At 61.8% G+C, this 24,285-nt stretch carries 20 protein-coding genes and 1 tRNA gene; 12 read left to right on the forward strand and 9 right to left on the reverse strand.

All coding sequences use genetic code 11. The annotated features are described in order from the left end of the window. The first annotated feature begins 11 nt into the window (after nucleotides 1-11). The 5 genes from ACB031_RS18620 to ACB031_RS18640 all read left to right on the forward strand — a co-directional run bounded on the left by ACB031_RS18620 (nucleotide 12) and on the right by ACB031_RS18640 (nucleotide 6,226). Nucleotides 12-947, forward strand: a complete 936-nt coding sequence (locus ACB031_RS18620; RefSeq protein ID WP_371140048.1) for an iron chelate uptake ABC transporter family permease subunit — start codon at nucleotides 12-14, stop codon at nucleotides 945-947. Further along, nucleotides 944-1,726, forward strand: a complete 783-nt coding sequence (locus tag ACB031_RS18625; protein WP_042050011.1) for an ABC transporter ATP-binding protein — start codon at nucleotides 944-946, stop codon at nucleotides 1,724-1,726. The genes ACB031_RS18620 and ACB031_RS18625 overlap by 4 nt, the downstream gene beginning before the upstream one ends. Next, nucleotides 1,723-2,679 (forward strand): siderophore ABC transporter substrate-binding protein, encoded by a 957-nt coding sequence (locus ACB031_RS18630; RefSeq protein ID WP_371140049.1) that lies wholly within the window; start codon nucleotides 1,723-1,725, stop codon nucleotides 2,677-2,679. The genes ACB031_RS18625 and ACB031_RS18630 overlap by 4 nt, the downstream gene beginning before the upstream one ends. A gap of 129 nt (nucleotides 2,680-2,808) precedes the next feature. Next, entirely contained in the window at nucleotides 2,809-4,989 is a 2,181-nt protein-coding gene (locus tag ACB031_RS18635; protein WP_371140050.1) for a TonB-dependent receptor, read from the forward strand. A gap of 169 nt (nucleotides 4,990-5,158) precedes the next feature. Next, a complete protein-coding gene (locus ACB031_RS18640) occupies nucleotides 5,159-6,226 on the forward strand; it encodes a glycosyltransferase family 9 protein (RefSeq protein WP_371140051.1) in 1,068 nt (355 codons plus the stop codon). Here ACB031_RS18640 and ACB031_RS18645 read toward each other — a convergent pair. The 6 genes from ACB031_RS18645 to rfaD form a co-directional block, all read right to left on the reverse strand. Next, on the reverse strand, nucleotides 6,162-7,274 hold the full coding sequence (locus tag ACB031_RS18645; protein WP_216988865.1) for a glycosyltransferase family 9 protein: 1,113 nt from the start codon (nucleotides 7,272-7,274) through the stop codon (nucleotides 6,162-6,164). The two genes, ACB031_RS18640 and ACB031_RS18645, sit on opposite strands and share 65 nt — an antisense overlap. Nucleotides 7,275-7,329: 55 nt before the next feature. Then, nucleotides 7,330-8,358: a glycosyltransferase family 9 protein gene (locus ACB031_RS18650; protein WP_216988864.1), complete on the reverse strand. Its 1,029-nt coding sequence runs from the start codon at nucleotides 8,356-8,358 to the stop codon at nucleotides 7,330-7,332. Nucleotides 8,359-8,432: 74 nt separating this feature from the next. Then, nucleotides 8,433-9,098: a glycosyltransferase family 25 protein gene (locus ACB031_RS18655; protein ID WP_005306929.1), complete on the reverse strand. Its 666-nt coding sequence runs from the start codon at nucleotides 9,096-9,098 to the stop codon at nucleotides 8,433-8,435. Further along, complete coding sequence (locus ACB031_RS18660) at nucleotides 9,095-10,309, reverse strand: O-antigen ligase (RefSeq protein WP_010635677.1); 1,215 nt, start codon at nucleotides 10,307-10,309, stop codon at nucleotides 9,095-9,097. The genes ACB031_RS18655 and ACB031_RS18660 overlap by 4 nt, the downstream gene beginning before the upstream one ends. Then, a complete protein-coding gene (locus ACB031_RS18665) occupies nucleotides 10,310-12,073 on the reverse strand; it encodes a polysaccharide deacetylase family protein (protein WP_213344540.1) in 1,764 nt (587 codons plus the stop codon). It lies immediately after the preceding gene. Between the two features lie 50 nt (nucleotides 12,074-12,123). Next, nucleotides 12,124-13,080 (reverse strand): ADP-glyceromanno-heptose 6-epimerase, encoded by a 957-nt coding sequence (rfaD, locus tag ACB031_RS18670; protein WP_005306938.1) that lies wholly within the window; start codon nucleotides 13,078-13,080, stop codon nucleotides 12,124-12,126. A gap of 154 nt (nucleotides 13,081-13,234) precedes the next feature. Here rfaD and ACB031_RS18675 point away from each other — a divergent pair, with 154 nt between their 5' ends. The 5 genes from ACB031_RS18675 (at nucleotide 13,235) to ACB031_RS18695 (ending at nucleotide 19,294) form a co-directional block, all read left to right on the forward strand. Further along, nucleotides 13,235-13,879, forward strand: coding sequence for a TetR/AcrR family transcriptional regulator (locus tag ACB031_RS18675; RefSeq protein WP_021467708.1), 645 nt, complete (start codon nucleotides 13,235-13,237; stop codon nucleotides 13,877-13,879). 115 nt (nucleotides 13,880-13,994) lie between these two features. After that, on the forward strand, nucleotides 13,995-15,185 hold the full coding sequence (locus tag ACB031_RS18680; protein ID WP_010635674.1) for a glycine C-acetyltransferase: 1,191 nt from the start codon (nucleotides 13,995-13,997) through the stop codon (nucleotides 15,183-15,185). A 56-nt stretch (nucleotides 15,186-15,241) separates the two neighbouring features. After that, nucleotides 15,242-16,279: an L-threonine 3-dehydrogenase gene (tdh, locus tag ACB031_RS18685; RefSeq protein ID WP_371140052.1), complete on the forward strand. Its 1,038-nt coding sequence runs from the start codon at nucleotides 15,242-15,244 to the stop codon at nucleotides 16,277-16,279. A 200-nt stretch (nucleotides 16,280-16,479) separates the two neighbouring features. Continuing rightward, nucleotides 16,480-16,935, forward strand: a complete 456-nt coding sequence (locus tag ACB031_RS18690) for a cytochrome c5 family protein (RefSeq protein WP_371140053.1) — start codon at nucleotides 16,480-16,482, stop codon at nucleotides 16,933-16,935. Nucleotides 16,936-17,020: 85 nt separating this feature from the next. Further along, nucleotides 17,021-19,294, forward strand: a complete 2,274-nt coding sequence (locus ACB031_RS18695; RefSeq protein WP_216973591.1) for a bifunctional diguanylate cyclase/phosphodiesterase — start codon at nucleotides 17,021-17,023, stop codon at nucleotides 19,292-19,294. A 10-nt stretch (nucleotides 19,295-19,304) separates the two neighbouring features. Here the strand turns inward: ACB031_RS18695 and rep are convergent, their stop codons facing one another. Further along, nucleotides 19,305-21,317: a DNA helicase Rep gene (rep, locus tag ACB031_RS18700; RefSeq protein ID WP_094697622.1), complete on the reverse strand. Its 2,013-nt coding sequence runs from the start codon at nucleotides 21,315-21,317 to the stop codon at nucleotides 19,305-19,307. Nucleotides 21,318-21,482: 165 nt separating this feature from the next. Here rep and ACB031_RS18705 point away from each other — a divergent pair, with 165 nt between their 5' ends. Further along, a complete protein-coding gene (locus tag ACB031_RS18705) occupies nucleotides 21,483-22,703 on the forward strand; it encodes an aminotransferase class V-fold PLP-dependent enzyme (protein WP_371140054.1) in 1,221 nt (406 codons plus the stop codon). Nucleotides 22,704-22,716: 13 nt separating this feature from the next. After that, a complete protein-coding gene (locus ACB031_RS18710) occupies nucleotides 22,717-23,151 on the forward strand; it encodes a SufE family protein (protein ID WP_042049994.1) in 435 nt (144 codons plus the stop codon). Between the two features lie 21 nt (nucleotides 23,152-23,172). On the opposite strand, the gene tcdA is transcribed toward ACB031_RS18710, so the two are convergent. After that, on the reverse strand, nucleotides 23,173-24,009 hold the full coding sequence (tcdA, locus tag ACB031_RS18715) for a tRNA cyclic N6-threonylcarbamoyladenosine(37) synthase TcdA (RefSeq protein ID WP_043170509.1): 837 nt from the start codon (nucleotides 24,007-24,009) through the stop codon (nucleotides 23,173-23,175). Nucleotides 24,010-24,177: 168 nt separating this feature from the next. Further along, nucleotides 24,178-24,254: transfer RNA gene (locus tag ACB031_RS18720), tRNA-Asp, on the reverse strand. Nucleotides 24,255-24,285 lie beyond the last annotated feature (31 nt).

Raw genomic sequence — 24,285 nt, forward strand, 5'->3', positions numbered from 1 at the left:
GAGAGACTCTTATGCGTTACGGGATCTGGGGGCTGCTGGCCCTGCTCGCCGCGACCTTTGTGCTGTTCGGGTCGGATCTCGACACCGGCTACATCATCCCCCAGCGGCTGCTGCGCCTGGCCGCCATCACAGTCGCCGGCGTCTGCATCGCGGTCTCGGCCATCAGCTTCCAGACCCTGGCGGGCAACCGAATCCTGACCCCCGCCATCATGGGGTACGAGGCGGTCTATCTGCTGCTGCAAGCCCTGCTGGTGCTGCTGCTCGGCAACCAGAGCCTGCTGCTGCTCGAGCGCGAGGAGAACGGCGTACTGTCGCTGCTGCTGATGCTGGGGTACTCGGCCATCATCCACCGCTGGCTGTTCCGGCCCGGGCAGACCGATCTGTTCCAGCTGCTGCTGACGGGGCTGGTGCTGACCATGGTGTTTGGCACCCTGACCCAGTTTGTCCAGCTCAAGACCAGTCCGGGGGAGTTCGCCATCCTGCAGGGGTTCGGCTATGCCTCGTTCAACCGGGCCCAGCCGCTGGAGCTGCTGATGGGGGGCGGCCTAGTCGCCCTGGTCTGTCTCGTCATCGCCCGCCGCCAGGCCGAGCTCGACGTGCTGGCGCTCGGGCGCGAGCAGGCCAGCTCGCTCGGGGTGGATTACCGGCGGGCGGTACGCCTGCACCTGGCGCTCATCGCCGTGCTGGTGGCCGTCTCCACCAGCCTGGTCGGCCCCACCGCCTTCATGGGGGTGTTCGTGGCCAACATCAGCTATGCCCTGGCGCGCACCTTCCGCCACCGGGTCACCCTGCCGCTCGGCTGCGCCATCGCCATCGCGCTCTTCATCCTGGCCCAGTTCCTGGTGGAGCAGATCTTCAACTACCGCACCACGGTCAGCATCCTCATCAACCTGGTGTGCGGCACCTACTTCCTCGCCCTGATGGTCAAAACCAGAGGATCGCCATGATCTCCCTCGAACAGGTTCACCAGCGCTACGGCGATCGCGCCGTCCTGCGCGACATCACAGTCGACTTCCCGGCCGGTCGGGTCACCTCGCTGATCGGCCCCAACGGCGCCGGCAAGAGCACCCTGCTGATGGCCATGGCCCGCCTGCTGCCCATCAGCCAGGGGCGGATACGCCTGGGGGGCACCGACCTCCACCGCTTCACCGCCCGTGACTACGCCAAGCGGGTCGCCACCCTGCGCCAGTCGCCGGACGTGGGGCTGCGACTGACGGTCGACGAGCTGGTCGCCTTCGGCCGCTTCCCCTACAGCCAGGGCAACCTGACCCGGGAAGACCGCATCGCGGTCGACGAGGCCATCGACTTTCTCTCCCTCGCCCCCTTGCGCCGGGCCTACCTCGACGAGCTGAGCGGCGGACAGCGGCAGCTGGCCTACCTCGCCATGACCGTCGCCCAGCAGACCGACTGCCTGCTGCTCGACGAGCCCCTCAACAACCTCGACATGAAGCACGCGGTGCAGCTGATGCAGGCGATCCGCCGCCTCAGCGACGAGCAGGGGCGCACCCTGATCCTGGTGGTGCACGACATCAACTTCGCCGCCAACTATTCCGACCACATCGTCGCCATGAAGGGAGGCGTGCTTGCGGGCAGCGGCCCGGTCGCCGAGATGGTCACCCCGGCCAACCTGGAGGCGCTCTACGACCTGCGCTTCGACATACTGCCGAGCCAGCGCGGCCTGCTGTGCAACTACTTCAACCCAACCCCGTCTGGAGAATTGTTATGAGGATCAATACGCTCACCGCCGTGCTGCTGGCCGCCATCGCAGGGCTCACCGGCTGCGACGCCCCCAGGGAGCAGGCCGCCACCGGGGCCGACGGCACCGTGGTCACCGTGACCCACCAGCTCGGCACCACCCGGGTCGTCACCCCGCCCAAGCGGGTAGTGGCCTTCGACATGAGCGAACTCGATACCCTGGATCAGCTGCAGGCCCCGGTGGCCGGCATCGCCAAGGATTACGTGGCGCACTTCCTGCAGCGTTACCGGGACGACCCGGCCGTGATGGACGTTGGCACCACCATCCAGCCCAACCTGGAGCGGCTGCACAAGCTCAAGCCGGATCTCATCCTCATCTCCCCCCTGCAGGCCCAAAGCTACGAGGCGCTGAGCCAGATAGCCCCGACCCTGCACTACGACATCGACATGACCAACCGCGACGGCCACATCCTGGAGGCCGCCAAGGCCCACCTGCTCACCCTCGGCACCCTGCTTGGCCAGGAGGCGCTGGCCAAAGAGAAGGTGCAGCAGATGGACGCCAAGATCGCCGAGGTGCAGGCGCTGACGCGGGATCGTCCGGAAAAAGCGCTGATCGTGCTGCACAACAACGGCGCCTTCACCGCCTTTGGCACCCAATCCCGCTACGGCTTCCTGTTCGACACCCTGGGGGTCAAGCCGGCCGGATTGGAGCGGGACACCGGCATGCACGGCCAACCCATCTCCAACGAGTTCATCCAGCAGGCTGACCCGGACATCCTGTTCGTCATCGACCGCACCGCCGTGATGGAGCGACGCACGGCCATCGACGCCAGCACCCTGGACAACCCGCTGCTGCGCCAGACCAAGGCGTGGCGCAACGGCAAGGTACGCTTCGTCGACCCCGAAACCTGGTACCTCTGCACCGCCAGCTTCACCTGCCTGAACCGCATCGCCGACGAGGTGATGACCGCCTATCGCAGCTGATCCCCCGTGCCCGGCCCACGCCGGGCACCAATACGCAAATGAGAGTTATTTTTATTTGAGGGTTTGAGAGTGTCATCCGGAAAGCATAAGGAGACAAAAACGCACTCCTCACCCTGAAAGGAATCCTGCATGCAGACATTGCACTCATCCTCCCTTGCCGTGCCGCGCCACGGACTCTCCCGCCTGACGCTGGCCATCCTGGCCGGCCTGCAACTGGGTAGCGCCTGGGCCGCCCCGGCTCCCCGTGAAGAAGCCGCCCCCCGTCCCGACGAAGTCGTGGTGGTGGAGGGTCGCAAGGCCTACGCCGGCGGCCAGGTCGCCGCCGACAACCGGGTCGGCCTGCTCGGCAACAAACCCTTCCTGGAGACGCCGTTCAACACGGTGAGCTACACCGAGGAGTACATCGAGGATCGCCAGGCCCAGGACATAGGCGCCGTGGCCGGTGCCACCAACCCCTCGGTCTATGTGCCGAGCAAGCGCAGCCTGTTCGAGACCTTCTACATCCGCGGCTTCAACACCAACGCCAACGACATCACCTTCAACGGCCTCATCGGCATGGCGCCGAACATGCGCAGCTCCACCGAGATGGCCTCGCGGGTCGACGTGCTCAAGGGGCCATCGGTACTGCTCAACGGCATGCCGCCGGATGGCAGCGTGGGCGGCAACATCAACATAGTGCCCAAGCGCGCCGGCAAGACCCCCCTGGCCAAGGTCACCGCCAGCTATGAATCGGACGGCCTCGGCGGCGTGCACCTGGACCTGGGTCGCCGTTTCGGCGACGAGCAGCAGTGGGGGGTACGCTTCAACGGCGTCTATCGGGACGGGGACACCGCGGTCAACGACCAGCAGCACAAAATGGAGCTCACCTCGGTCGGGCTGGACTGGCGTGGCGAACGGGCCCGCGCCTCGGCCGATCTCTACCGGCAGCACGAGCGGGTGGACGGGGTGAACTACTTCGGCATCTTCTCGGTCGCCAGCCAGGTGACCCAGCTGCCCGAGCCCAAGCGTGGTGACTACTCCCTGGCGCCGGCCTGGGCCTACACCATCAACGACACCAAGGCCGCCGTGCTGCGCGCCGAGTATGATCTGACCGACAACCTCACCGCCTTCATCGCCTGGGGCCAGCGTGACGGCGGCTACAGCGCCCTCATCACCCGCAACACCCTGCTCAACGACGCCGGCGACATCAATGCCATGGCGGCCCGCTCCGAGCGGGACGGCACCCAGCGCTCCGGCGAGGCGGGTCTGCGCGGCACCTTCGGCACCGGCCCGGTCGATCACGCCTGGTCGCTGGCCGCCACCCGCTACACCTCGGAGCAGACCTTCCGGGACAAGATGTTCTTCAACCACGCCATGACCAACTACGACCAGCTGGACTTCGGGCCCGCGCCGGATCTCGCCGGGTACGGTGCCGTCACCTCGCGCAGCGAGGCGACCCTGGCGAGCGTGGCGCTGGTCGATACCCTCTCCTTCCTCGATGGCGACCTGCAGTGGACCCTGGGGGCCCGCCGCCAGACGGTCGAGAGCAGCAACTTCAACGGCAGCGGCGACCAGACCGCCCGCTACGAGGAGAGCCGGGTCTCGCCCGCCACCACCCTGCTGATCAAGCTGCGCGACGATTTCGCCGTCTACACCAACTACATCGAGGGGTTGAGCCAGGGGGGGGCGGCGCCGAACACCGCCAGCAATGCCGGCGAGATCATGAAGCCCTATCAAACCAAGCAGTATGAGGTCGGTGCCAAGCTGGATCTGGGCCACTTCGCCCATACCCTGAGCCTGTTCCAGATCGCCAAGCCGAGCGCCTACACAGACCCCAGCTCCAACGTCTACGGGGTCTACGGGGAGCAGCGCAACCGCGGCATCGAGTGGGATCTGTTCGGTGAACTCACCCCCGAGCTGCGCCTGCTGGGCGGGGCCTCTTACACCCAGGCTGAGCTGACCAAGGCGCTCAACGAGAGCAACGTCGGCCACCAGGCCACCGGGGTGCCCAAGTGGATGGCCAAGCTCGGCGCCGAGTACGATCTGGCCGCCGTGCCGGGGCTGACCCTGACCGGCAACACCCAGTTCATCGGCGAGCGCTTCGTCACCGATGACAACCGCCTCTCGCTGCCCTCCTACACCACCTTCGATCTGGGTGCCCGCTACACCATGCGGATCGCCGATCACGCCCTGACAGTGCGGGCCGCGGTGCAAAACCTCACCGGTCGCGACTACTGGATCGGCTCCTGGTCCGGCGGCGACGGCAGCGGCCTCTCCGGCGGCCTGGGGGCGCCACGCACCTTCCAGCTCTCCACCTCGCTCACCTTCTAAGCAGCAGAAAAGCCATTGTCAAAATGGCTTTTCTTTTATGTGCCTCGGATGCCGGCCCGGCCGGCTTGCGCCAGATCGGATTTTCACGCCGCACCGACAGCATCTGACTCACTTGTGCGGTATGCTGTCACGCTCACGATCAACCATGACCTCTGTTGAGGCCTGCCTTATGAAATACCTAGTAGTTCAAACCAAACAGATAGGGGATGTACTGATCTCCACCGCGCTGTGCAACAACCTCAAGCAGAATGACCCAAGCGGCGAGGTTCACTATCTGGTCATGGATTATTGCGCGGGTATGGCGCAGGGCAATCCCAATATCGATCGGCTCATCATCATCGAGAAGGCCAGGCGCAACGAGTGGCGCTACATGAAGGATCTGCTGCTGGCCATTCGCCGCGAACGCTACGATGTGGTGGTCAACAGCCAGGGCCAGATGATCGGCCTGCTCAGCTGCCTCTTCTCCGGTGCCCGCCTGCGCATCGGGTTTGACTCCTTCCCCTGGCGGCTCGGCCACAACCGCATCGTCCGTTTTCGCAAGGACACCGAGTTTCAGGGCAACAGCACCCTGGTCGACGACCGCTTCTCGCTGCTCAAGCCGCTCAAGCTGGCCCGCGAGGATCGCAACTACTACCTCTGGCTGAGTGAAGAAGAGAAACAACAAGGAAGGGATGCCCTGCTGACCGCTGGCGTCGACCTGAACCGCCCGCTGATCGCCATGGGCGTCAACTCGCTAGGACACTACAAGCGCTGGCCCATCGACTGTTTCGCCAAGGTCGCCCAGTGGCTGATCGAGCAGCGCAATGCCCAGATCCTGATTTACTGCGGGCCGGGAGAAGAGGAGTACAACCGCGGCCTGAAACCGCTGCTGCCCGCCACCCTGCAAGCCAGCGTCTTCGACCACATCAAGACCCGCTCGGTACGAGAATTGGTGGGGCTGTTCGCCCACTGCCGGCTGTTTGTCGGCAATGACACCGGCCCCCGCCACATGGCGCAGGCCATCGACCTGCCCCTGCTGACCATAGTGGCCCCCGGTGGCGACAAGATCATCGCCAACCCGGTCAACCACCCCCGCTATCAGGCCATCGATGTGTTCGATGCCAAGGGGCCCGGCTTCCAGCTGCCGCAGAACGCGGAGAAGGACTTCATCGACGAAGCCCTGCTGCGCACCATCACTCCCGAGCTGGTGATTGCACGGCTGACAGCGCTGCCTGATTGGCAAGCAGCCACGCCCTGAAAGTACGCTCGAATTCGGCCAGATCGAGGGAGTTGATATCCTGCTCCCTGGTATTGGTCGAGAACAGCACTGTGGCTGACGGGGAGTTGGGGTGCCACTCGAGGAAGTTCTCGTTGCCGCCACCTATGTCCGGGTTGTAGAGGCCAAGAATGGGCTTGTGCAACCCGGCGGCGATGTGCACCGTCGCCGTGTCCACCGAGATCAACCCCTGACACTGGCGCAGCTGGGCAAACAGCCCGGCCAGCGAGGGTGCATCCGGTGACAACAGCAGGCGCTCCGGTTGACTCAGGCCGGCCCGGATCCCGGCCACTTCTTCTTCCATGCCCGGCGGATAGAGCAGGCAGATGGCGCAAGAGCCGGCCGCCAGCATCTGCTCAATCATCTGGCTGATAAGCTCGGGCCGCAGACGGCGGGAGCTGCCACTGCCGTACGGGTTGAAACAGAGGACCGGCGCGGCCGGCCACCAGCCGGCCAGCGCATCGGGCGGGCTCATGGTCGGGACTATGTACTGCTGATCCGGATTGCTCACGCCGAGCCGCTGCAGCAGCAGGGCAAACTTGTCGGAGAAGTGCATGCCGCTGGAGGCCTTGCCCAGCTTGAGGTTGACCGCCTGCAGGGCATCGTCCATGCCGGCGACCCAATCCGCCCTGACCTGACTGATGAAGAAGATATCCTTCATTTTCAGCATCTTGCCAAAATGCACCAGGCACTCCACTTCCCCCAGCGAATGGGCCAGCCGCTTGAGCTGGCCATAGCCCGGCCGCTTGGGCACCTCTATCACCTTGTCCATGCCGAAATGATCGCGAAACAGGGGCGCCATGGCCGCGGTCGTGACGATCCACACCTCCCGCTCCGGGCTGGCGCGCTTGATCTCGCGGGCCACCCAGGACGAGACGATGGCATCGCCCAGTTTGGCATCCCAGCGCAGCAACACTATCTTCCCCTTGCGCTCGTGCAGCGGAGCCGGCCGCTTGCGATCGAACAGCAGCTGCCCCAGCTTGCGGCGAAGAATGTCACGCTGGAGTTGCAGATCGTTGATTAATGACATGAATCCACCAGAAGGGCCGTTGAATTGGGAGAACGATAATACCAGCCTGACGCGGCTAGAGCGCCATCAGGGCATCGACCTGACGACTGATCTCGGCCGGCGACAGGGCCGCCAGCTGATCCGTGGTCGAGCGCAGGATGATATTGCGACCCGCCAGCGGAATGAAGGCATCGCGCCAGCGCTCGTTGTTCATCAACACCAGGGTGGGCACCCCGAAGGAAGAGGAGATATGGATGATGGAGGTATCGGTGGAGATGACCCCTCGCGCATCCTTGATAATCTTGGCGGCATCGAGAATGGTGTCGGGAAACAGCGCTCTCATGTCTTGCCGTGAACAGACCACGGGCTGCCTGGAGAAGACCAGGTAGGAGATCCCCTCATAGGCAGGCAACTGCGCCAGGATGCCGTCAATCTGCGCCTCCGTCATCGAGTTGCCGACCTGGCTCCCCGTCAGGTTGACCAGCAGATAACGGCCATACGCACGGGTATCCAGCTGCTCATTGCAGGGGGACGGTATGCAGACCGGCACCCCGGTCTGCTCGCCGGTCACGCTGAGCATGCGATAGACGAAGTGATCCCGGCTGGGACGTGACGACACTATGGTGGCCTTCTTGTTGAACAGCGGCAGCAACTTCTGCTGCCCTTCGCTCTTGAAGCGCAGGGGCAACGACTGCAAGCGCCCGTTGGCCAGCAACAGCAACTTGGCCATGGCGATATCGTCAGGCTCGTCAAACAGATTGATCACCAGGTCATATCGCCGCTGCCTGAGTTCACGCAGCTTGCACCACATGCTCACCGGCAACAGGGTGTCGTTGAGGGTGATCACGTGACATTCGTCGATCCCGACGACCGACGCCGCCAGCAGCTGGTTGCGCTGGCTGCACACCAGCTCGAGGCGCGCGGCGGGGTACATCTCCCTGAGCCGGGCAATGGCGGGCAGGGTAAGAATGAAGTCGCCGATGGCGTCATAACCGACCACCAGCACCCTCTCCACCTGCGCTCCGGCAGGGCATGGGGCGGCGTCAGGCTCTCTGCCAATCAGCCATCTGGCAATGGAATGGGTAAGCAACTTTTTGAGGTTCATGGGTCATCCAGCATGTGTGGCCGCTGCTTTGGCAAGGCCCGCAGGGTGCCGACCCGCCGTCGGCACGCTCCGCCCTATTTCAGATAGTGGCCGTAGGCCCTGTCATCTATGGTGGTGGTGAACAGATCCACATCCAGACAGCTGGGCTCCACCCCGGATGCGGTCAGGCCATTGAGCTGCAACCGGCCGGTCAGATAGTCGGAAGGCATCCGCAGCGGATAGGCGCACTGCAACAGCTTCTTGGCCCCGGTCAGACTCAGCACATACCCTGCGGTAGAGAGCACACCTCGTTTGGAGGTGCGGCTGGGGGTCAGGTATCTGGCGAGTCGATAACCACCCGGCAGGGATGACAGGAACGGCCAGCGTTTGGCTTTACCATGGTGCAGGAAGACGATTTCCGATTTGCAGGAGTGCACTATGGCCTCGATGATGGCCTTGCTGTGCATGTGCAGGTAGATGTCATCCTCCAGCACCACGCAGCGCTCAATGCCCTCGGCCACGATGCGCTCATAAAGCCGGATATGGCTCATGGCACAACCTATCTCGCCAAAGCTCAGCGCATGACCGCACACCTCCTTGGCCAGTTCAAAATCCACCTTGGCCAGTTCGGCACTGCTCAACGCCTTCCCGTCGGTTGCGTCTACAAATTCGAAATCTATGCCCAAATGCGCCATCTGCTGGACAACCATCGCCCGTCGCTCAACGCTGCGAGCCAAACTGATGACAAAAACTGGAATCATGACGTACGGGTATCCTTTTTCAACTCATGGGCAAACCAGATGAAAACCAGGCTGAGTGTGTACAGATAGAGCACACCTTGATGCTCAAACGGCACATCACTCAATGAATTAACTGAAAACGCCAGCGGCACCAGCACCCCGGCGGAAATCTTGCTGATGTTGGTCGCGGCAAGGTAGAGAGGCCAACCCAGAAAAACCAGCAGCGCGACAAAGCCGATGCCGCCCCGGATCACCAGGTTCTGCATGTACTGGTTATGGGAATGGGCCAGCGCCGGATGAAAGATCAGCTCGGAAATCTGATGGTTGTTGACCTGCGTCTGCTTCAGCGCATCAAAACCATCGGTACCCACCCCGACAACCGGCGAATCCAGAAAGCCCAGCCAGGCGCTCTGCCAGGCAATCACCCGCAGGCCCCAGGAGGAGTCAAAAGAGCCGTTTTCTGCCGATTTAAGATCCGACACGGCTTCGGCAACCCGCACCTGTACCAGCTGGTTGGTCTGATAGATGGCGCCTGTCGTGGCCATGCAGAGTACGGCGACGGCAATGTATTTCCAGGGTTTGAAGTAGGCCTTGTAGCAGATGACGTAGGCGAGAATGATCCCGAAGGCGAGCCAGACCCCCCGACTCTGGGAGAGATACAGAGCAAACAGGGCAGCGAGCAGGCCAACCAGAGCCCCCCCTCTCAGCCAGGCGGCCAGTTGCCCCTGCTGAAAGACAAACCAGTTGAGAATCGCCAGGGCAAGTGCCGCCTGCGAGAAGAGAATGGCATTGGTGAACCCCTCCACCCTGACGATACCGTGATGGTACTGCCAGAAGCTGAGGATCCCGAGCCCGACGCCACCCAGCACGATGGCCAGGTACCCCAGCATCAGCAGCACGGGTTTGCGCGGCATCATCAGCGCGAAGACAGCGACATAAAACAGCCCTCGCATCACCCCGTACTGATCGCCATGGATCAACCGGTTCACGAAGATCATGACGGCGTACACCAGCAGGCCCCAGAGAATCCGTCGATCCCTGAGCCCAACATCCCGCTGCTTGCCGACAAAGTAGTTCAACAGACCGAAGATCCCGGTCACCGCCAGCAGGTTGGACTGCATGCTCTGGCCGGCTGGCACCAGAAACAGGCCGCAAAAGGCAAAGATGATGGTCAGTCCGAACAGGGCTGTCGTCACCTTATCGAGCAAAACGAGGCTTCTGCTGAGCATCAATCACGATTTCCTGAAGACATAGTTACCCCGGATCTTGCGCCACAGGCCAAACACATCGGTACGCGGGAAGATGGCGATGCGGCGGATCCGGAAAGGGTCCTGGTGCATGGCTCTGGGCCCGCTGTTGGTGGCCACGGCAAAACGGTAGCCCGCCGCCATCGCCTGCGCCTTGGCGCTCTCATCCATATCCCCATAAGGGTAGGCGAACGACAGCAAAGGGTGGCCAAGCAGAGTCTCGAGTTGCCGCTTGTTCTCTTGTATTTCATGGGCTTGCTGCTCGGGTGCAAGCTTGCTCAACCTGGGGTGGGTCAGGGTATGGCCGCCGATCTCCACATGGCCGGAGGCCACCAGCGCCTTGAGCTGCTCGCCATTCATCAGGTCCACCCGGGTGTCCGGGTTGCTCGCCTGCTCCACGTCCCAGCGGTTATACCCTTCCCCCGTGACCACGTATACCACGGCTTTGTAACCATATTTTTCCAGCAGCGGCAGCATGCGGGTCAGATTGTCCTGATAGCCATCGTCGGCCGTGATCATCAGGTATCTCTTGCCGTACTGCAGCCGGTGAATGAAGCCCTTGTCCGCCAGGTCGCGAAAGGTCAGGGTCTCATAACCCAGCCACTTCATCAGGCGCAGGTGCTTTTCGAACATGGCGATCGGCATCCAGGTACCGTGCACCCCCTTCTCGCTCTCGTGCTCGATAAAGCGGTGGTACATGATGACCGGCATTTCACGACGCAACGTCTCGACCACCGCATCCTGATAGATGGATTCCAACCCGGAGACGACTCCCGCCAAGCCATATTCGGCCTGAATGCGCTGACGGATAACGTCGGAGACGCTGCCGCTGGCCAGGGCCGGGGCAATCTGCGTCTTCAGCGTGGCAAAATCGATAGCCAGATCCCTGGGGCCTATGTCACCGAAGTTGCTGGCCAACGCCTCATCCAGATTCTGCCCGGTCACCAGGCCGATGGCCTTGGCCTCGCCGATGGCAAACGCCGGACGACCGCACAGCAGGGCCTCCATCGCTACCCGACCGGCACCGATCACCAGATCGCATTGCGCCATCAGGGCAGGGACATCCTCCACGTAACCGACGAAATCGACCCGGTCACGAAAACGCACGAAGCGCTCGGGCACCTGACTGCCGCTCACCACCTTCACCTGGCAGGCGTCCAGATCCAGCACTTCATCCAGCAACCGGTAGCAGAGCTCCCCCTTGGGGCCGCTGAGCCGACCTATGATGGCGATCACCGGCTTGGCGTTGTCCGGAGCCGGCACGGGCTGGAACTTGTCGGTCTCGATGCCGTTGCGCAGCACCTGTACGATGGCCGGATCCACCCCCAGATTGTCGATGATCTGGCTGGCGATATCTTCGCACACCGCCACCGCCCGAAAACCGAGGGCATGAAAGGCCTTGCGGGAGGCATGCACCGGCTGGCGCCCGTGTACCGTGGTGATCATGGGAGTGCCGGTCAGCTTGCAGGCCACATAGCTGCTCCAGCCGGAGGCGCGGGAGTGGGCGTGCACCAACTGGATATGATGCTTCTTGATGAGGTAGACGAGGTAAAACACATGCCAGAAGCGGCGCAGTATGCTGCGCTTGTTGAATCGCAGCTTGAATACCTGGCCCAGCGTGGGTTTGGTCAGGGTGTCCGATACGTAGAAAACCTGGTGGCCACGCCGGGTCAATTCGTTACCGACCGTGGTGGCATAGACCTCAGCTCCCGTCACTTCGAGCTGGGAGAGTGCCATCAATATATTCATGGGAGGGTATCCGAACGACAGGTGACCAGCAGCCACCCGTCAGAGGGGGATCAAGCCCGGTTCAACCAGGCCATGTAGTCGGCCACGCCTTCGGCCACAGTCTTGAACTCGGCGTCATAGCCGACACCGCGCAGCTTGGTCATGTCCGCCTGGGTGAAGCTCTGATAGCGACCCTTGAGGTGATCCGGGAAGGGAATGTACTCGACGGCGCCCTTCTGGTGATGCTTGATCACCGCCTCGGCCACGTTCTGGAACGGCTCGGCACGACCGGTGCCGCAGTTGAAGATGCCGGAGTGTTGCGGATTCTGCCAGAACCAGAGGTTCACCTTGCAGACGTCATCCACATAGATGAAGTCGCGCATCTGACCGCCGTTGGGGAAACCGTCGCAGCCTTCGAACAGCTTGGGATTTTCGCCCTTCTTCACCTGGGTGTTGAGGTGGAAGGCAACCGAGGCCATGGAGCCCTTGTGCTGCTCGCGCGGGCCATAGACGTTGAAGTACTTGAGGCCGACTACCTGAGAGTTGATCTCCGGCATCCAGCGGCGCACATACTGGTCGAACAGCTGCTTGGAGTAACCGTAGACGTTGAGCGGCTGCTCGAACTTGGGATCTTCGATGAAGTTGTCGTTGCGCCCGCCGTAGGTCGCGGCGGAAGAGGCGTAGATGAACGGAATTTCCCGCTCGATGCAGTAGTGGAACAGATCCTTGGAGTACTCGTAGTTGACCTCCATGATGAACTTGCCGTTCCACTCGGTGGTGGCGGAGCAGGCACCTTCGTGGAAGATCACCTCGATGCCGTCCCACTCTTCAAACTCGTCACCGGAGACGATCCGCGCCTGGAACTCATCCTTATCCATGTAATCGGCAATGGTCAGATCGACCAGATTGACGAACTTGGTGCCGTCGGTCAGATCATCGATGACCACGATGTCGGTCCGTCCTTGAGCGTTCAGCTGCTTGACCAGATTGCTGCCGATAAAGCCAGCACCGCCAGTTACTACGATCATGGAGTTTGCCTCGCGTACGTTGATGGTCACATGTGACTGCCTGTTAAAGCTGTGTATAGTGAGCCAATTTAAAATTGCCGAAAAGTTTATCACGGGCCGCAGGGGGATTCGACCTTGACGAGATCGCCCCCGGGACCCGGCAGAGGGAGCAGCGATGAAAACCAGAGACAGGATCATTCACAGCGCCACCGAGCTGTTCAACGACCAGGGTGAGCGCAACATCACCACCAACCACATTGCCGCCCACCTCGGCATCAGCCCAGGCAACCTCTATTACCACTTCCGCAATAAAGAAGACATCATCCACTCCATCTTCGACCAGTACGCCCGTCACCTGAGCGAGAGTTTCACGCCGACCCGCAGCGACGAGATCAAGCTGGAAAACCTGATGGGCTATCTGGATGCCATCTTCTATCTGATGTGGCAGTTCCGCTTTTTCTACGCCAACCTGCCGGACATTCTCAGTCGCGACGAGCCGCTGCAGCAGAAGTACCTCAAGGCCCAGGAGCAGCTACGCGCCGCCGTGGTGGCCCTGCTCAGAAGCCTGCGCGAGGGCGGCATCATAGACGTCAGCGACGAGGATCTGCCGGATCTGGGCCAGACCATCAAGATGGTGGTGACCTGCTGGATCCCGTTCCAGATCGCCCAGGCTCCCAGCACCCGCATCACCAAGCCACTGCTCTATCAGGGCGTCTTGCGGGTGCTGTTTCTGCTGCGCCCCTATGTGCAGCCGCAGGTGGCCGAACAGATCCGCCAGCTGGAGCAGCATTACCGTCAACTGGCCCAACCAGCTGGGTGAGATCTGTTTCACATTTGTTGAACATCAGCACAATAATTTGAATTCGCCGCAACAGATTGCAGTAAAATGTCGTCCTCTGTTGATACGCAGCTGAAATAGCCAATGAGGATCGAGGATGTCTAACGGATTCTATCGTCACCTGACCGAGCAGCTTGAGCAGGTCCAGGCTGAAGGATTGTACAAGCAGGAACGCGTCATCACCTCGGCCCAGCAGGCCCGGATTGCGGTGGGCGGCGAGCAGGTGCTGAACTTCTGTGCCAACAACTATCTGGGGCTGGCCAACCACCCCGATCTGATCGAAGCGGCCCACCAGGGGCTGGACAGCCACGGCTTCGGCATGGCCTCGGTCCGTTTCATCTGCGGCACCCAGGATCAGCACAAGGCGCTGGAGCAGAAGCTGTCAGCCTTCCTCGGCACCGAAGACACCATCCTCTACTCTTCCTGCTTCGATGCCAACGGCGGTCTGTTCGAGACGCTGTTCGGCGCCGAAGACGCCATCATCTCCGATGCCCTCAACCACGCCTCCATCATCGATGGGGTCCGGTTGTGCAAAGCCAAGCGCTATCGCTACGCCAACAATGACATGGCCGAACTGGAAGCCCAGCTCAAGCAGGCCGATGCCGATGGTGCCCGCTTCAAGCTGATCGCCACCGACGGCGTCTTCTCCATGGATGGCGTCATCGCCGACCTCAAATCCATCTGCGATCTGGCTGACAAGTACGATGCGCTGGTGATGGTGGATGACTCCCATGCCGTTGGCTTCATCGGCGAGAACGGCCGCGGCACCCACGAATACTGTGGCGTGATGGAGCGGGTCGACATCATCACCGGTACCTTGGGCAAGGCGCTCGGCGGCGCCTCCGGCGGTTACACCTCCGGCAAGAAAGAGGTGATCGACTGGTTGCGTCAGCGCTCCCGCCCCTATCTCTTCTCCAACTCGCTGGCACCCTCCATCGTCGCCGCCACCATCAAGGTGATCGACATGCTGGCCGATGGCCACGACCTGCGTGCCCGCCTGAAGGAGAACAGCCAGTACTTCCGCGAGCGGATGAGCGCCGCCGGCTTTACCCTGGCCGGCGCCGATCACGCCATCATCCCGGTGATGCTGGGAGATGCCAAGCTGGCAGCCGAGATGGCGAGCCGCATGCTGGCCGCCGGCATCTATGTGGTGGGCTTCTCCTTCCCGGTCGTGCCCAAGGGCCAGGCCCGCATCCGCACCCAGATGTCCGCCGCCCATACCCGCGAACAGCTGGACCAGGCCATCGATGCCTTCATTCGCATCGGCCGTGAACTCGGCATCATCTGATTTGAATCAAGGGGCCCGGCGCCCCTTTTTTCTGCGTTCATCGTGAAGGAACAACCATGAAAGCACTCTCCAAACTGCACAAAGAAGTCGGCATCTGGATGACGGACGTACCGGCCCCCGAACTGGGCCACAACGACCTGCTGATCAAGATCCGCAAGACCGCCATCTGTGGCACCGATATCCACATCTACAACTGGGACGAGTGGTCGCAGAAGACCATCCCAGTGCCCATGGTGGTCGGCCACGAATACGTCGGTGAAGTCGTTGCCGTGGGCCAGGAAGTGCGCGGCTTCGCGGTCGGTGACCGGGTCTCCGGCGAAGGCCACATCACCTGTGGCCACTGCCGCAACTGCCGTGCCGGCCGCACCCACCTGTGCCGCAACACCATAGGCGTCGGCGTCAACCGCCCCGGCGCCTTTGCCGAGTACCTGGTGATCCCGGCCTTCAACGCCTTCAACGCCTTCAAGCTGCCGGACAACATCCCGGATGAGCTGGCCGCCATCTTCGATCCGTTCGGCAACGCGGTGCACACCGCCCTCTCCTTCGACCTGGTGGGTGAAGACGTGCTGATCACCGGCGCCGGCCCCATCGGCATCATGGCTGCCGCCGTCTGCCGCCATGTGGGCGCCCGTCACGTGGTGATCACCGACGTCAACGAGTACCGGCTCGAGCTGGCCCGCAAGATGGGCGCCACCCGCGCCGTCAACGTGGCCAAGGAGCAGCTCTCCGACGTGATGAGCGAGCTTGGCATGACCGAGGGGTTCGACGTGGGGCTGGAGATGTCCGGCGTCCCCTCCGCCTTCCAGGACATGATCGACAAGATGAACCACGGCGGCAAAATCGCCATGCTCGGCATTCCCCCCGCCACCATGGCCATCGACTGGGGCAAGGTGATCTTCAAAGGACTGTTCATCAAGGGGATTTACGGCCGCGAGATGTTCGAGACCTGGTACAAGATGGCCAGTCTCATCCAGTCCGGGCTCGATCTCTCCCCCATCATCACCCACCGCTTCCACATCGACGACTTCCAGCAGGGCTTCGATGCCATGCGCTCCGGCCAGTCCGGCAAGGTGATCCTCAGCTGGGACAAATAAGCCTTTCAGCACATCAACGAGATGAAACCCGGTGGAAACCGGGTTTCTTTTTTGCAGGCCGGCCTCGCCAGTTTGTGATCCGACGAAGAAACTTTGCACGCAGAGTGCTTAACACTTCACACACAAGCGTTTAAATGGCTGTAACTATTCGGTTATAATCCAGTCGTTTTCTAGGGATAATAAAAGCCTGCTGGGAGTACATGAGCGTGTTGAAAAAACTGAGCTATTTGCTGGCGGTCGGGATGACGGCCGCCAGTTTGTCCGGTGCCGTGCTGGCTGCCGATGATATGTCGCCGGAGGCCATTGCCGAGCGCATCAAGCCGGTCGGTCAGGTCTATACCGCCAAGGATCTGGAAGGGATTGCGACCGCAGGCGCAGCCCCTGTGGCGGCCGCGTCATCCGGCCCGCGCGACGGTGAAGCCGTGTTCAAGGGCGCCTGCTTCGCCTGTCACGATGCCGGCATCGCCGGCGCGCCCAAGCGCGGCGACAAGGCTGCCTGGGAGCCTCGTATCGCACAAGGCATTGAAACACTTAAGAAACATGCCATTGCTGGCTTCGCAGGCAAGACCGGCGTCATGCCACCCAGAGGGACTTGCGCCACCTGTAGCGATGAAGAGATCGAAAACGCCATTCACTACATGATCGACAAGCTCTAAGTGATTGAAAGGGCCGCATATGCGGCCCTTTCAATCTGATGACTTCCGGCTACTCTTTGAAGGGTAGATAAATCGGGAGTCACTCATGTCAGCGCAACCCACAGCACCACATTACTCGACTCCCTTGCTGGCGTTGGTTTCCGCTATTATGGATTTCCCCGCCCCCTCCGTCGCCACCGCCAAAGATTACGACACCCTGATCCAGCAACTGAACCAGCTCTGCCCGTTACAACATTTCGGCATGCTCGGCCTGTCGGAAGCCGGACTGCACTGGGTGTGTGAATACCAGGTCCCCGACAGCTTCAAACTGCAGCTGGGGCTGGAAGAGTCACGCATCACGGATCAACTGGCCCAGCTGGACGAAGCCGAGGGTTGGTGCACCCTGCCGGTCGAGCACGGTCAGATCCAGTGGTTGCTGGCCTGCTGCCAGCCCAAGGAGCTGCCGACGCTGCGCCTGTTGCTGGAGTGCCTGGCCAAACGGCTGAACGAGACCCAGGCTGGCTCCCAGCTGTCAGAGCTGGCCTCGCCGCTCATTCGCAAGGATCCGGACTGGCAGAGAAAGATCGAGAGCATCAACCGCATCATCCGGCTGGCCAACACCCTGCCCAGCCAGGCGCTCTTCTCCCAGCTCGAGGCTGTGTTGCGCCAGATGCTCGCCATTCAGGACATGCTGCTGGTACGCATCGACAGCCACCGGCTCGAGAAGATCTACCCGGAACTGCCCCACCACAGCGACGAATTCATCACCGGGCTCTGCCACAGCACCAACAACATTGAGCAGCACAAGGAGCAGCTTTACTGGTACAGCCAGCCGCTGCGTCTCCAGCAGCAGTACTTCGCCCACTTCCTCATCAGCCTGCAACAGCCGCTGGAAACCGACGACCGGCTGTTTCTCGACTTTCTGCGCAGCCAGCTGACCCTGCTGCTGGAGCTGAGACGGATCCGCCAGCAGCTGCACGACATCAACTCGGAAGACTCCATCAACCAGCGGCTGCAGCAGTTGCGCCAGACCAACCTGAGGTTGCAGAAGCAGTTGAAGCAGCACCAGGAGCTGGAACGCCGGCTGCAGTTCGATGCCCTACACGACCCGCTGACCCAGCTACCCAACCGGGCACTGTTGATGAACCACCTCAACCACGCCATGACCCACTTTCACCGATACAAGTCGCCCGGGTTTTCGCTGATCTTCATCGATGTGGACCACTTCAAGCAGGTCAACGACACCCTCGGCCACAGCGCCGGCGACCAGTTGCTCAAGGAGATGAGCCGCCGCCTGCAAACCTGCATCCGGCAAAACGACATGGTGGCCAGGCTGGGGGGGGACGAGTTCGTCATCTATCTGGACAGCAGCAAGACCGAGGAAGATATCAGCCCGGTGCTCAACCGCATCATCAGCCGCCTCTCCTATCCCTTCCGGCTGATGGGCAACGAACTCGGCATCACGGTGAGTCTCGGAGTGGCCAGCGTGTCGGAACAGACATCCGACATCAGCCAGCTGCTGCATCAGGCCGATCTGGCCATGTACCAGGCCAAGCGCAACGGCCGCAGCCGCATCGTCAGCTATTCGGAAGAGTGCTCGGCCCAGACCTGGGCCTCACCGGAAGAGATGCTGGCCAGAGCGCTGCGGGCAGGCCGCATCGTGCCCTATTTCCAGCCGGTGATCCGGCTCAAGGACAGCCGCCTGACCGGGCTGGAGGTCATGGCACGCTGGATCACCGAAGAGGGGGTGCTCAAGGACGCATTCGACTTCATCCCGCTGGCGGAGCAGTCTGGCCTCATTCAGGAGCTGGATTACCAGATCCTGCGCCACACCTGCCAGCAGCTGAAGGAGTGGCTGCCGCTCTCCGGCCAGAGCAAGTTCAAGGTGGCCATCAACCTGTCCGGCAAGCATCTGGTCAGCCATGAACAGATCATGCAACTGGTCGAGATCATCGAATCCGAAGGGATCTCCCCCGGCTATCTGATTTTCGAATTCAACGAACGGGAACTGTCACGACAGGATTCCGATGCCCTCACCTCCCTGCACGAGCTGAGGGCCAAGGGCATTCAGATCAGCCTGGATGACTTCGGTACCGGCTTCTCTTCCCTCAATGCCCTGTTCCACTTCCCGGTGGACTACATCAAGGTGGATGACAGCTTCACCCATCGCATGCTGCAATCTCCCAAGGATCTGGCGCTCATTCGCGCCATGCGCGACATCTGCCAGGATCTGGACTTCACCCTGGTGGTGGAAGGGATAGAGAACCAGCAGCAACTGCAGAAGCTGATCGACCTGGGCTGCCTGATGGGCCAGGGGCGCTACATTTCACCACCCATGCCGGGCGCCGACATCACGCCCCTGCTGACCCAGAGCAAATAAGCGGAGCGACTCAATCCTTCTTGAACATGGCCCGCAGATTGGCTACCGCCATCTGCCCCTTCTGCTGACGCTCCTCCGCACTCACCTTCTTCTGGTTTTCCCACTCCAGGTCATCCTGCGGGAGTTCCAGCAGGAAGCGGCTCGGCTCCGGCCGCACCGACTCGCCAAACTGGCGCCGCTCCTTGCAGAGGGTGAAGGTCAGCTCGGTCTGGGCCCGGGTGATCCCCACATAGGCAAGGCGCCGCTCCTCCTCCACGTTGTCCTCGTCGATGCTGGTCTGGTGCGGCAGCAGACCCTCCTCCATGCCCACCATGTAGACATAGGGAAACTCCAGCCCCTTGGAGGCGTGCAGGGTCATCAGCTGCACCTGATCCGCCTCATCCTCCCCCTCGTTGCGCTCCATCATGTCGCGCAGAGTGAGACGGGTCACGACTTGAGCGAGCGTCATCGACTCTTCCAGTTCGTCCCCCTCCAGCATCTCGCTGATCCAGCGATAGAGGGTGGAGACGTTCTGCATCCGCATCTCGGCCGCCTTGGGGCTGGGGGAGGTCTCGTAGAGCCACTCCTCGTAGTGGATCTCCTTGATCATGTCCCGCACCGCCTCCACCGGGTTGCCGCGCAGGGCCTGATCACCGAGCCGTACCAGCCAGTTGGTGAAAGCCTGCAGCGCGGTGAGACCGCGACCGGAGAGGTGCTGCTCCAGCCCCAGTTCGAAACTGGCGGCAAACAGGCTCTTGCCACGCTGATTGGCGTATTGGCCCAGTTTCTCGAGCGTGGTGGGGCCTATCTCGCGCCGTGGCAGGTTGACCACCCGCAGGAAGGCGGTGTCCTCGTCCGGATTCACCAGCAACTTGAGGTAGGCCATGATGTCCTTGATCTCGGTGCGGGAGAAGAAGGAAGTGCCCCCCGAGATACGGTAGGGAATGCGGTTGGTCATCAGCGCCTTCTCGAAGATGCGCGACTGATGGTTGCCCCGGTAGAGGATGGCGTAATCCTTGAAGCGGGTGCGGTTCATGAACTTGTGGCCCATCAACTCGGCGGCGATGCGCTCCGCCTCGTGCTCCTCGTTCTTGGCAAACAGCACCTTGAGCTTCACCCCCTCGTCCAGCTCGGAGAAGAGGGCCTTGTCGTAGACGTGGGGGTTGTTGGCGATCAGGATGTTGGCGCACTTGAGAATGCGCCGCTTGGAGCGGTAGTTCTGCTCCAGCTTGATGAGCCGCAGATTGGGAAAATCCTCGTTCAGCAGCACCAAGTTCTGCGGCTTGGCCCCGCGCCAGGAGTAGATGGACTGGTCATCGTCCCCCACCACGGTGAAGCGGGCCCGCTCGCCGACGATCTGCTTCACCAGCTCGTACTGGCTGGTGTTGGTGTCCTGGTATTCATCGACCAGCAGATAGCGGATCTTGTTCTGCCAGCGCTCGCGCACCTCCTGGTTGCTCTTGAGCAGCAGGGTCGGCATCACGATGAGGTCGTCAAAATCCAGTGCGTTGTAGGCAACCATCTGGCGGTGGTAGCGCTCGTAGAGCTGGGCCATCAGCACCTCTTCAGGCCCGCGGGCGATGCGCATGGCCCGAGCCGGCAGGATGAGGTCGTTCTTCCAGTTGGAGATCTGGCTGATGAGGGCCGAGAGCTTGTCCTTGTCGTTATCGAGTTCGGCTTCCGTCAATTCTTTCAGCAGGGCCAGCTGATCGGTATCGTCGAACAGGGAGAAATTCGCCTTGAGGTTCAGGCTCTTGTGCTCGCGACGAATGATCTCAAGCCCCAGGGTATGGAAAGTGGAGACCATCAGCCCCCGCGCTTCCTTGCGGCCCAGGGTCTGGCCGACCCGCTCCTTCATCTCCCGCGCCGCCTTGTTGGTAAAGGTGACCGCCGCTATGTTGCGGGCGTTATAGCCGCATTGCTGCACCAGATAGGCAATCTTGTTGGTGATGACGCGGGTCTTGCCCGATCCGGCACCCGCCAGCACCAGGCAAGGGCCGGAGACATACTTGACCGCTTCGTTCTGATTGGGGTTGAGCTTCATGGGCCGGATCTCTTGGCTTATGATGAGGGGCGGCATTGTAACAGAAATCACTCGGCCAGCCCCATCGAGCAATACCTCACCGGATGCCTTGTGTTCGGCGGCGGTTTTCAGGATCATGACCGACTTTTCGAGATGATGACTACTTTTCCAGATAGTGAGGGGAGCATGAACCAGCAACAGCACGACCGGCTGCGCAGCCAGTTTCCGGCCTTGGCGCAGGAGGCCAACGGCCACCCGCTGGTCTATCTGGACAATGCCGCCACCACCCAGAAGCCGAAAGCCGTGCTGGATGCGATCAATCACTACTATCGGGCCGACAACGCCAACGTGCACCGTGCCGCCCACGCCCTGAGCGGCCGGGCCACCCGAGCCTTCGAGGCCGCCCGCGAGACGGTTGCCCGCTTTATCAATGCCCCTCGCAGCCACGAGGTGATCTGGACTCGCGGCACCACGGAGGCGATCAACCTGGTGGCCCAGAGCTGGGGGGTGAGCGAGCTGAGGGCGGGGGATGAAGTCGTGCTCAGCACCCTGGAGCACCACGCCAACATCGTCCCCTGGCAGCTGGTCGCCCAGCGCATCGGCGCCGTCATCCGGGTCATCCCCCTCGATGAGCGGGGCGATCTCGACATGGCTGCCTATCTGGCCATGCTGGGACCACGTACCCGACTGGTGAGCGTGGCCCATGTCTCCAATGCCCTCGGTACCGTCAATCCAGTTGAGCAGATAGTGGCGGCCGCCAAGGCGGTCGGTGCCCTGACCCTGATCGACGGCGCCCAGGCAGTGGCTCATCTCGAGGTAGATGTGCAGACAATCGGCTGCGACTTCTACGTCTTCTCCGGCCACAAGCTCTACGGCCCGACTGGTATCGGCGTGCTGTGGGGGCGCACCGAACTGCTGGAGCGGATGCCGCCCTGGCAGGCCGGCGGCGAGATGATCGACAGGGTCAGCTTCAGCGGTACTACCTTCAATAGCCTGCCCTTCAAGTTCGAGGCGGGTACGCCCCATATCGCCGGCGCCATCGGCCTAGCCGCCGCCATCGACTTTGTGATGGAGCAAGACCGGGGGTTGCTGGCCAGCCATGAAGCGGTGCTGACCGACTATCTGGTCGCCGGCCTGCGGCAGGTGCCGGGGCTGCATCTTGTCGGCGAACCTCGCCAACGCGCCGGCGCGGTCTCCTTCCTGCTAGCGGATATCCACCCCCAGGATGCGGCTACCCTGCTCGACATGCAGGGGATCGCCCTGCGGGTCGGCCACCACTGCGCCATGCCGTTGATGGAGAGCCTTGGCATAGGCGGCACAATGCGAGCCTCGCTGGCCTGTTACAACAACCGTGACGATGTGGACGCCCTGCTGGCCGCCCTGCACAAACTCAGTGACTTCTTCTAAGGCAGACAACCCGATGAACAGCCTCGCAACCTATACCCGGATCGGCCTTGAGCCCGATGCCGATACCATCCGCCAGCAGTTTGCGGCGGCGAACGGCTGGGAGAACCAGTACCGCCTTATCATACAGCTCGGCAAGCTGCTACCCACCTTGCCCGCAGAGTGGCAGCAGGAAGAGAACCGCTTGAAAGGGTGCGAGAGCCAGGCCTGGCTGAAGGGTGAAAAGAGTGAGGATGGCAACTGGCACTTTGCCTGCGACTCCGATGCCCGCATCGTGCGTGGCCTCATCGTCATCGTGCTGGCGGCGCTCAATCATCAGAGTGCCAACGCTATCCAGGCTTTTGATATGGATGCCTATTTCAGTGAATTGGGGCTCGAGAAACACCTGAGCCCGTCGCGGGGCAACGGGCTCAGGGCCATAGTATTGGCTATCCGGCAACAGGCAGTCTAACCCGCCTTGTTCAGTGGTCGATCAGGCTTCGCCAATCGACCCTGTTTCTTCATTCCCGGCCTCTTTCTCGGCACGGGCTCCTCGTTCGGCAATCTTCCTCAATACCCGGGAGGCGGCGACCAAGCCAAAGGTGGCCGTCACCGGCGTCACGGCGCCAAAGCCAGAGGCGCAATCCATCTTCATATTGCCATCGCTGGCCGCCTTGGCCTGACAGGTGCCGCCATTACCATCCGGGTAGCTCAACTGCTCGGTTGAGAAGACACACTCCACCCCGAACTTGCGCGCCGGATTCTTGCTGAAACTGTGTAGCCGGCGCAGGTCAGAGCGCACCTTGGCGGCCAGCGGATCCTGAATGGTCTTGGCCAGATCGGCCACGGTGATCTGCGTCGGGTCCATCTGCCCACCGGCGCCGCCCGCCACAATCACCGGGATCTTGTTGCGCTTGCAGAAGGCAATCAGCGCCACCTTGGCCTTGACCGAGTCGATGGCATCCACCACATAGTCAAACTCCCGCTTGATATGCTCGGCCAGGTTGTCGGCGGTAACGAAGTCATCCACCTCGATCACCTCGCAATCCGGATTGATGGCACGGATGCGCTCGGCCATCACCTCCGTCTTGAGGCGACCAACCGTGCCCTGCATGGCGTGGATCTGGCGGTTGGTGTTGGTGATACAGATGTCATCCATGTCGATCAGGGTGATCTGGTTGATGCCGGCACGGGCCAGCGCCTCTGCCGCCCAGGAGCCGACGCCGCCGATCCCGACCACACAGACACGCGCCTGGCTGAAGGAACCAAGTGCACTCTGACCATAAAGACGGGCAATGCCCCCGAATCGCTGTAGATACTCTGCTTTCATACCACCACCTTGATTGAGGGCGGCCATTATAGCGACAACCATGGGCGGCGGCGAATTCCAGATAAACATGAAACGGGATGGAGCAACGAAATCGGGCTAACCGAGATGAGATAGAGAGATCGTAGAGACGAAAAAAAGCCCAGTCTTTCGACTGGGCTTCTTAAGTAGTGGCGGAGCGGACGGGACTCGAACCCGCGACCCCCGGCGTGACAGGCCGGTATTCTAACCGACTGAACTACCGCTCCGCATTCGGTTAGCTTTCGCTAAAGCTTTTGC

Source organism: Aeromonas sp. S8(2024), assembly GCF_041403085.1.
Lineage (GTDB): Bacteria > Pseudomonadota > Gammaproteobacteria > Enterobacterales > Aeromonadaceae > Aeromonas > Aeromonas dhakensis.

What these genes read in the sequence shown, in the direction of transcription:
- ACB031_RS18690 (WP_371140053.1), top strand. Translation starts at nt 16,480, where the DNA reads ATGAGCGTGTTGAAAAAACTGAGCTATTTGCTGGCGGTCGGGATGACG.
- ACB031_RS18710 (WP_042049994.1), top strand. Translation starts at nt 22,717, where the DNA reads ATGAACAGCCTCGCAACCTATACCCGGATCGGCCTTGAGCCCGATGCC.
- ACB031_RS18675 (WP_021467708.1), top strand. Translation starts at nt 13,235, where the DNA reads ATGAAAACCAGAGACAGGATCATTCACAGCGCCACCGAGCTGTTCAAC.
- ACB031_RS18655 (WP_005306929.1), bottom strand. Translation starts at nt 9,098, where the DNA reads ATGATTCCAGTTTTTGTCATCAGTTTGGCTCGCAGCGTTGAGCGACGG.
- ACB031_RS18645 (WP_216988865.1), bottom strand. Translation starts at nt 7,274, where the DNA reads ATGTCATTAATCAACGATCTGCAACTCCAGCGTGACATTCTTCGCCGC.
- ACB031_RS18695 (WP_216973591.1), top strand. Translation starts at nt 17,021, where the DNA reads ATGTCAGCGCAACCCACAGCACCACATTACTCGACTCCCTTGCTGGCG.
- ACB031_RS18620 (WP_371140048.1), top strand. Translation starts at nt 12, where the DNA reads ATGCGTTACGGGATCTGGGGGCTGCTGGCCCTGCTCGCCGCGACCTTT.
- tcdA (WP_043170509.1), bottom strand. Translation starts at nt 24,009, where the DNA reads ATGAAAGCAGAGTATCTACAGCGATTCGGGGGCATTGCCCGTCTTTAT.
- rfaD (WP_005306938.1), bottom strand. Translation starts at nt 13,080, where the DNA reads ATGATCGTAGTAACTGGCGGTGCTGGCTTTATCGGCAGCAATCTGGTC.
- ACB031_RS18640 (WP_371140051.1), top strand. Translation starts at nt 5,159, where the DNA reads ATGAAATACCTAGTAGTTCAAACCAAACAGATAGGGGATGTACTGATC.
- ACB031_RS18630 (WP_371140049.1), top strand. Translation starts at nt 1,723, where the DNA reads ATGAGGATCAATACGCTCACCGCCGTGCTGCTGGCCGCCATCGCAGGG.
- rep (WP_094697622.1), bottom strand. Translation starts at nt 21,317, where the DNA reads ATGAAGCTCAACCCCAATCAGAACGAAGCGGTCAAGTATGTCTCCGGC.
- ACB031_RS18635 (WP_371140050.1), top strand. Translation starts at nt 2,809, where the DNA reads ATGCAGACATTGCACTCATCCTCCCTTGCCGTGCCGCGCCACGGACTC.
- ACB031_RS18705 (WP_371140054.1), top strand. Translation starts at nt 21,483, where the DNA reads ATGAACCAGCAACAGCACGACCGGCTGCGCAGCCAGTTTCCGGCCTTG.
- ACB031_RS18625 (WP_042050011.1), top strand. Translation starts at nt 944, where the DNA reads ATGATCTCCCTCGAACAGGTTCACCAGCGCTACGGCGATCGCGCCGTC.
- tdh (WP_371140052.1), top strand. Translation starts at nt 15,242, where the DNA reads ATGAAAGCACTCTCCAAACTGCACAAAGAAGTCGGCATCTGGATGACG.
- ACB031_RS18680 (WP_010635674.1), top strand. Translation starts at nt 13,995, where the DNA reads ATGTCTAACGGATTCTATCGTCACCTGACCGAGCAGCTTGAGCAGGTC.
- ACB031_RS18665 (WP_213344540.1), bottom strand. Translation starts at nt 12,073, where the DNA reads ATGAATATATTGATGGCACTCTCCCAGCTCGAAGTGACGGGAGCTGAG.
- ACB031_RS18650 (WP_216988864.1), bottom strand. Translation starts at nt 8,358, where the DNA reads ATGAACCTCAAAAAGTTGCTTACCCATTCCATTGCCAGATGGCTGATT.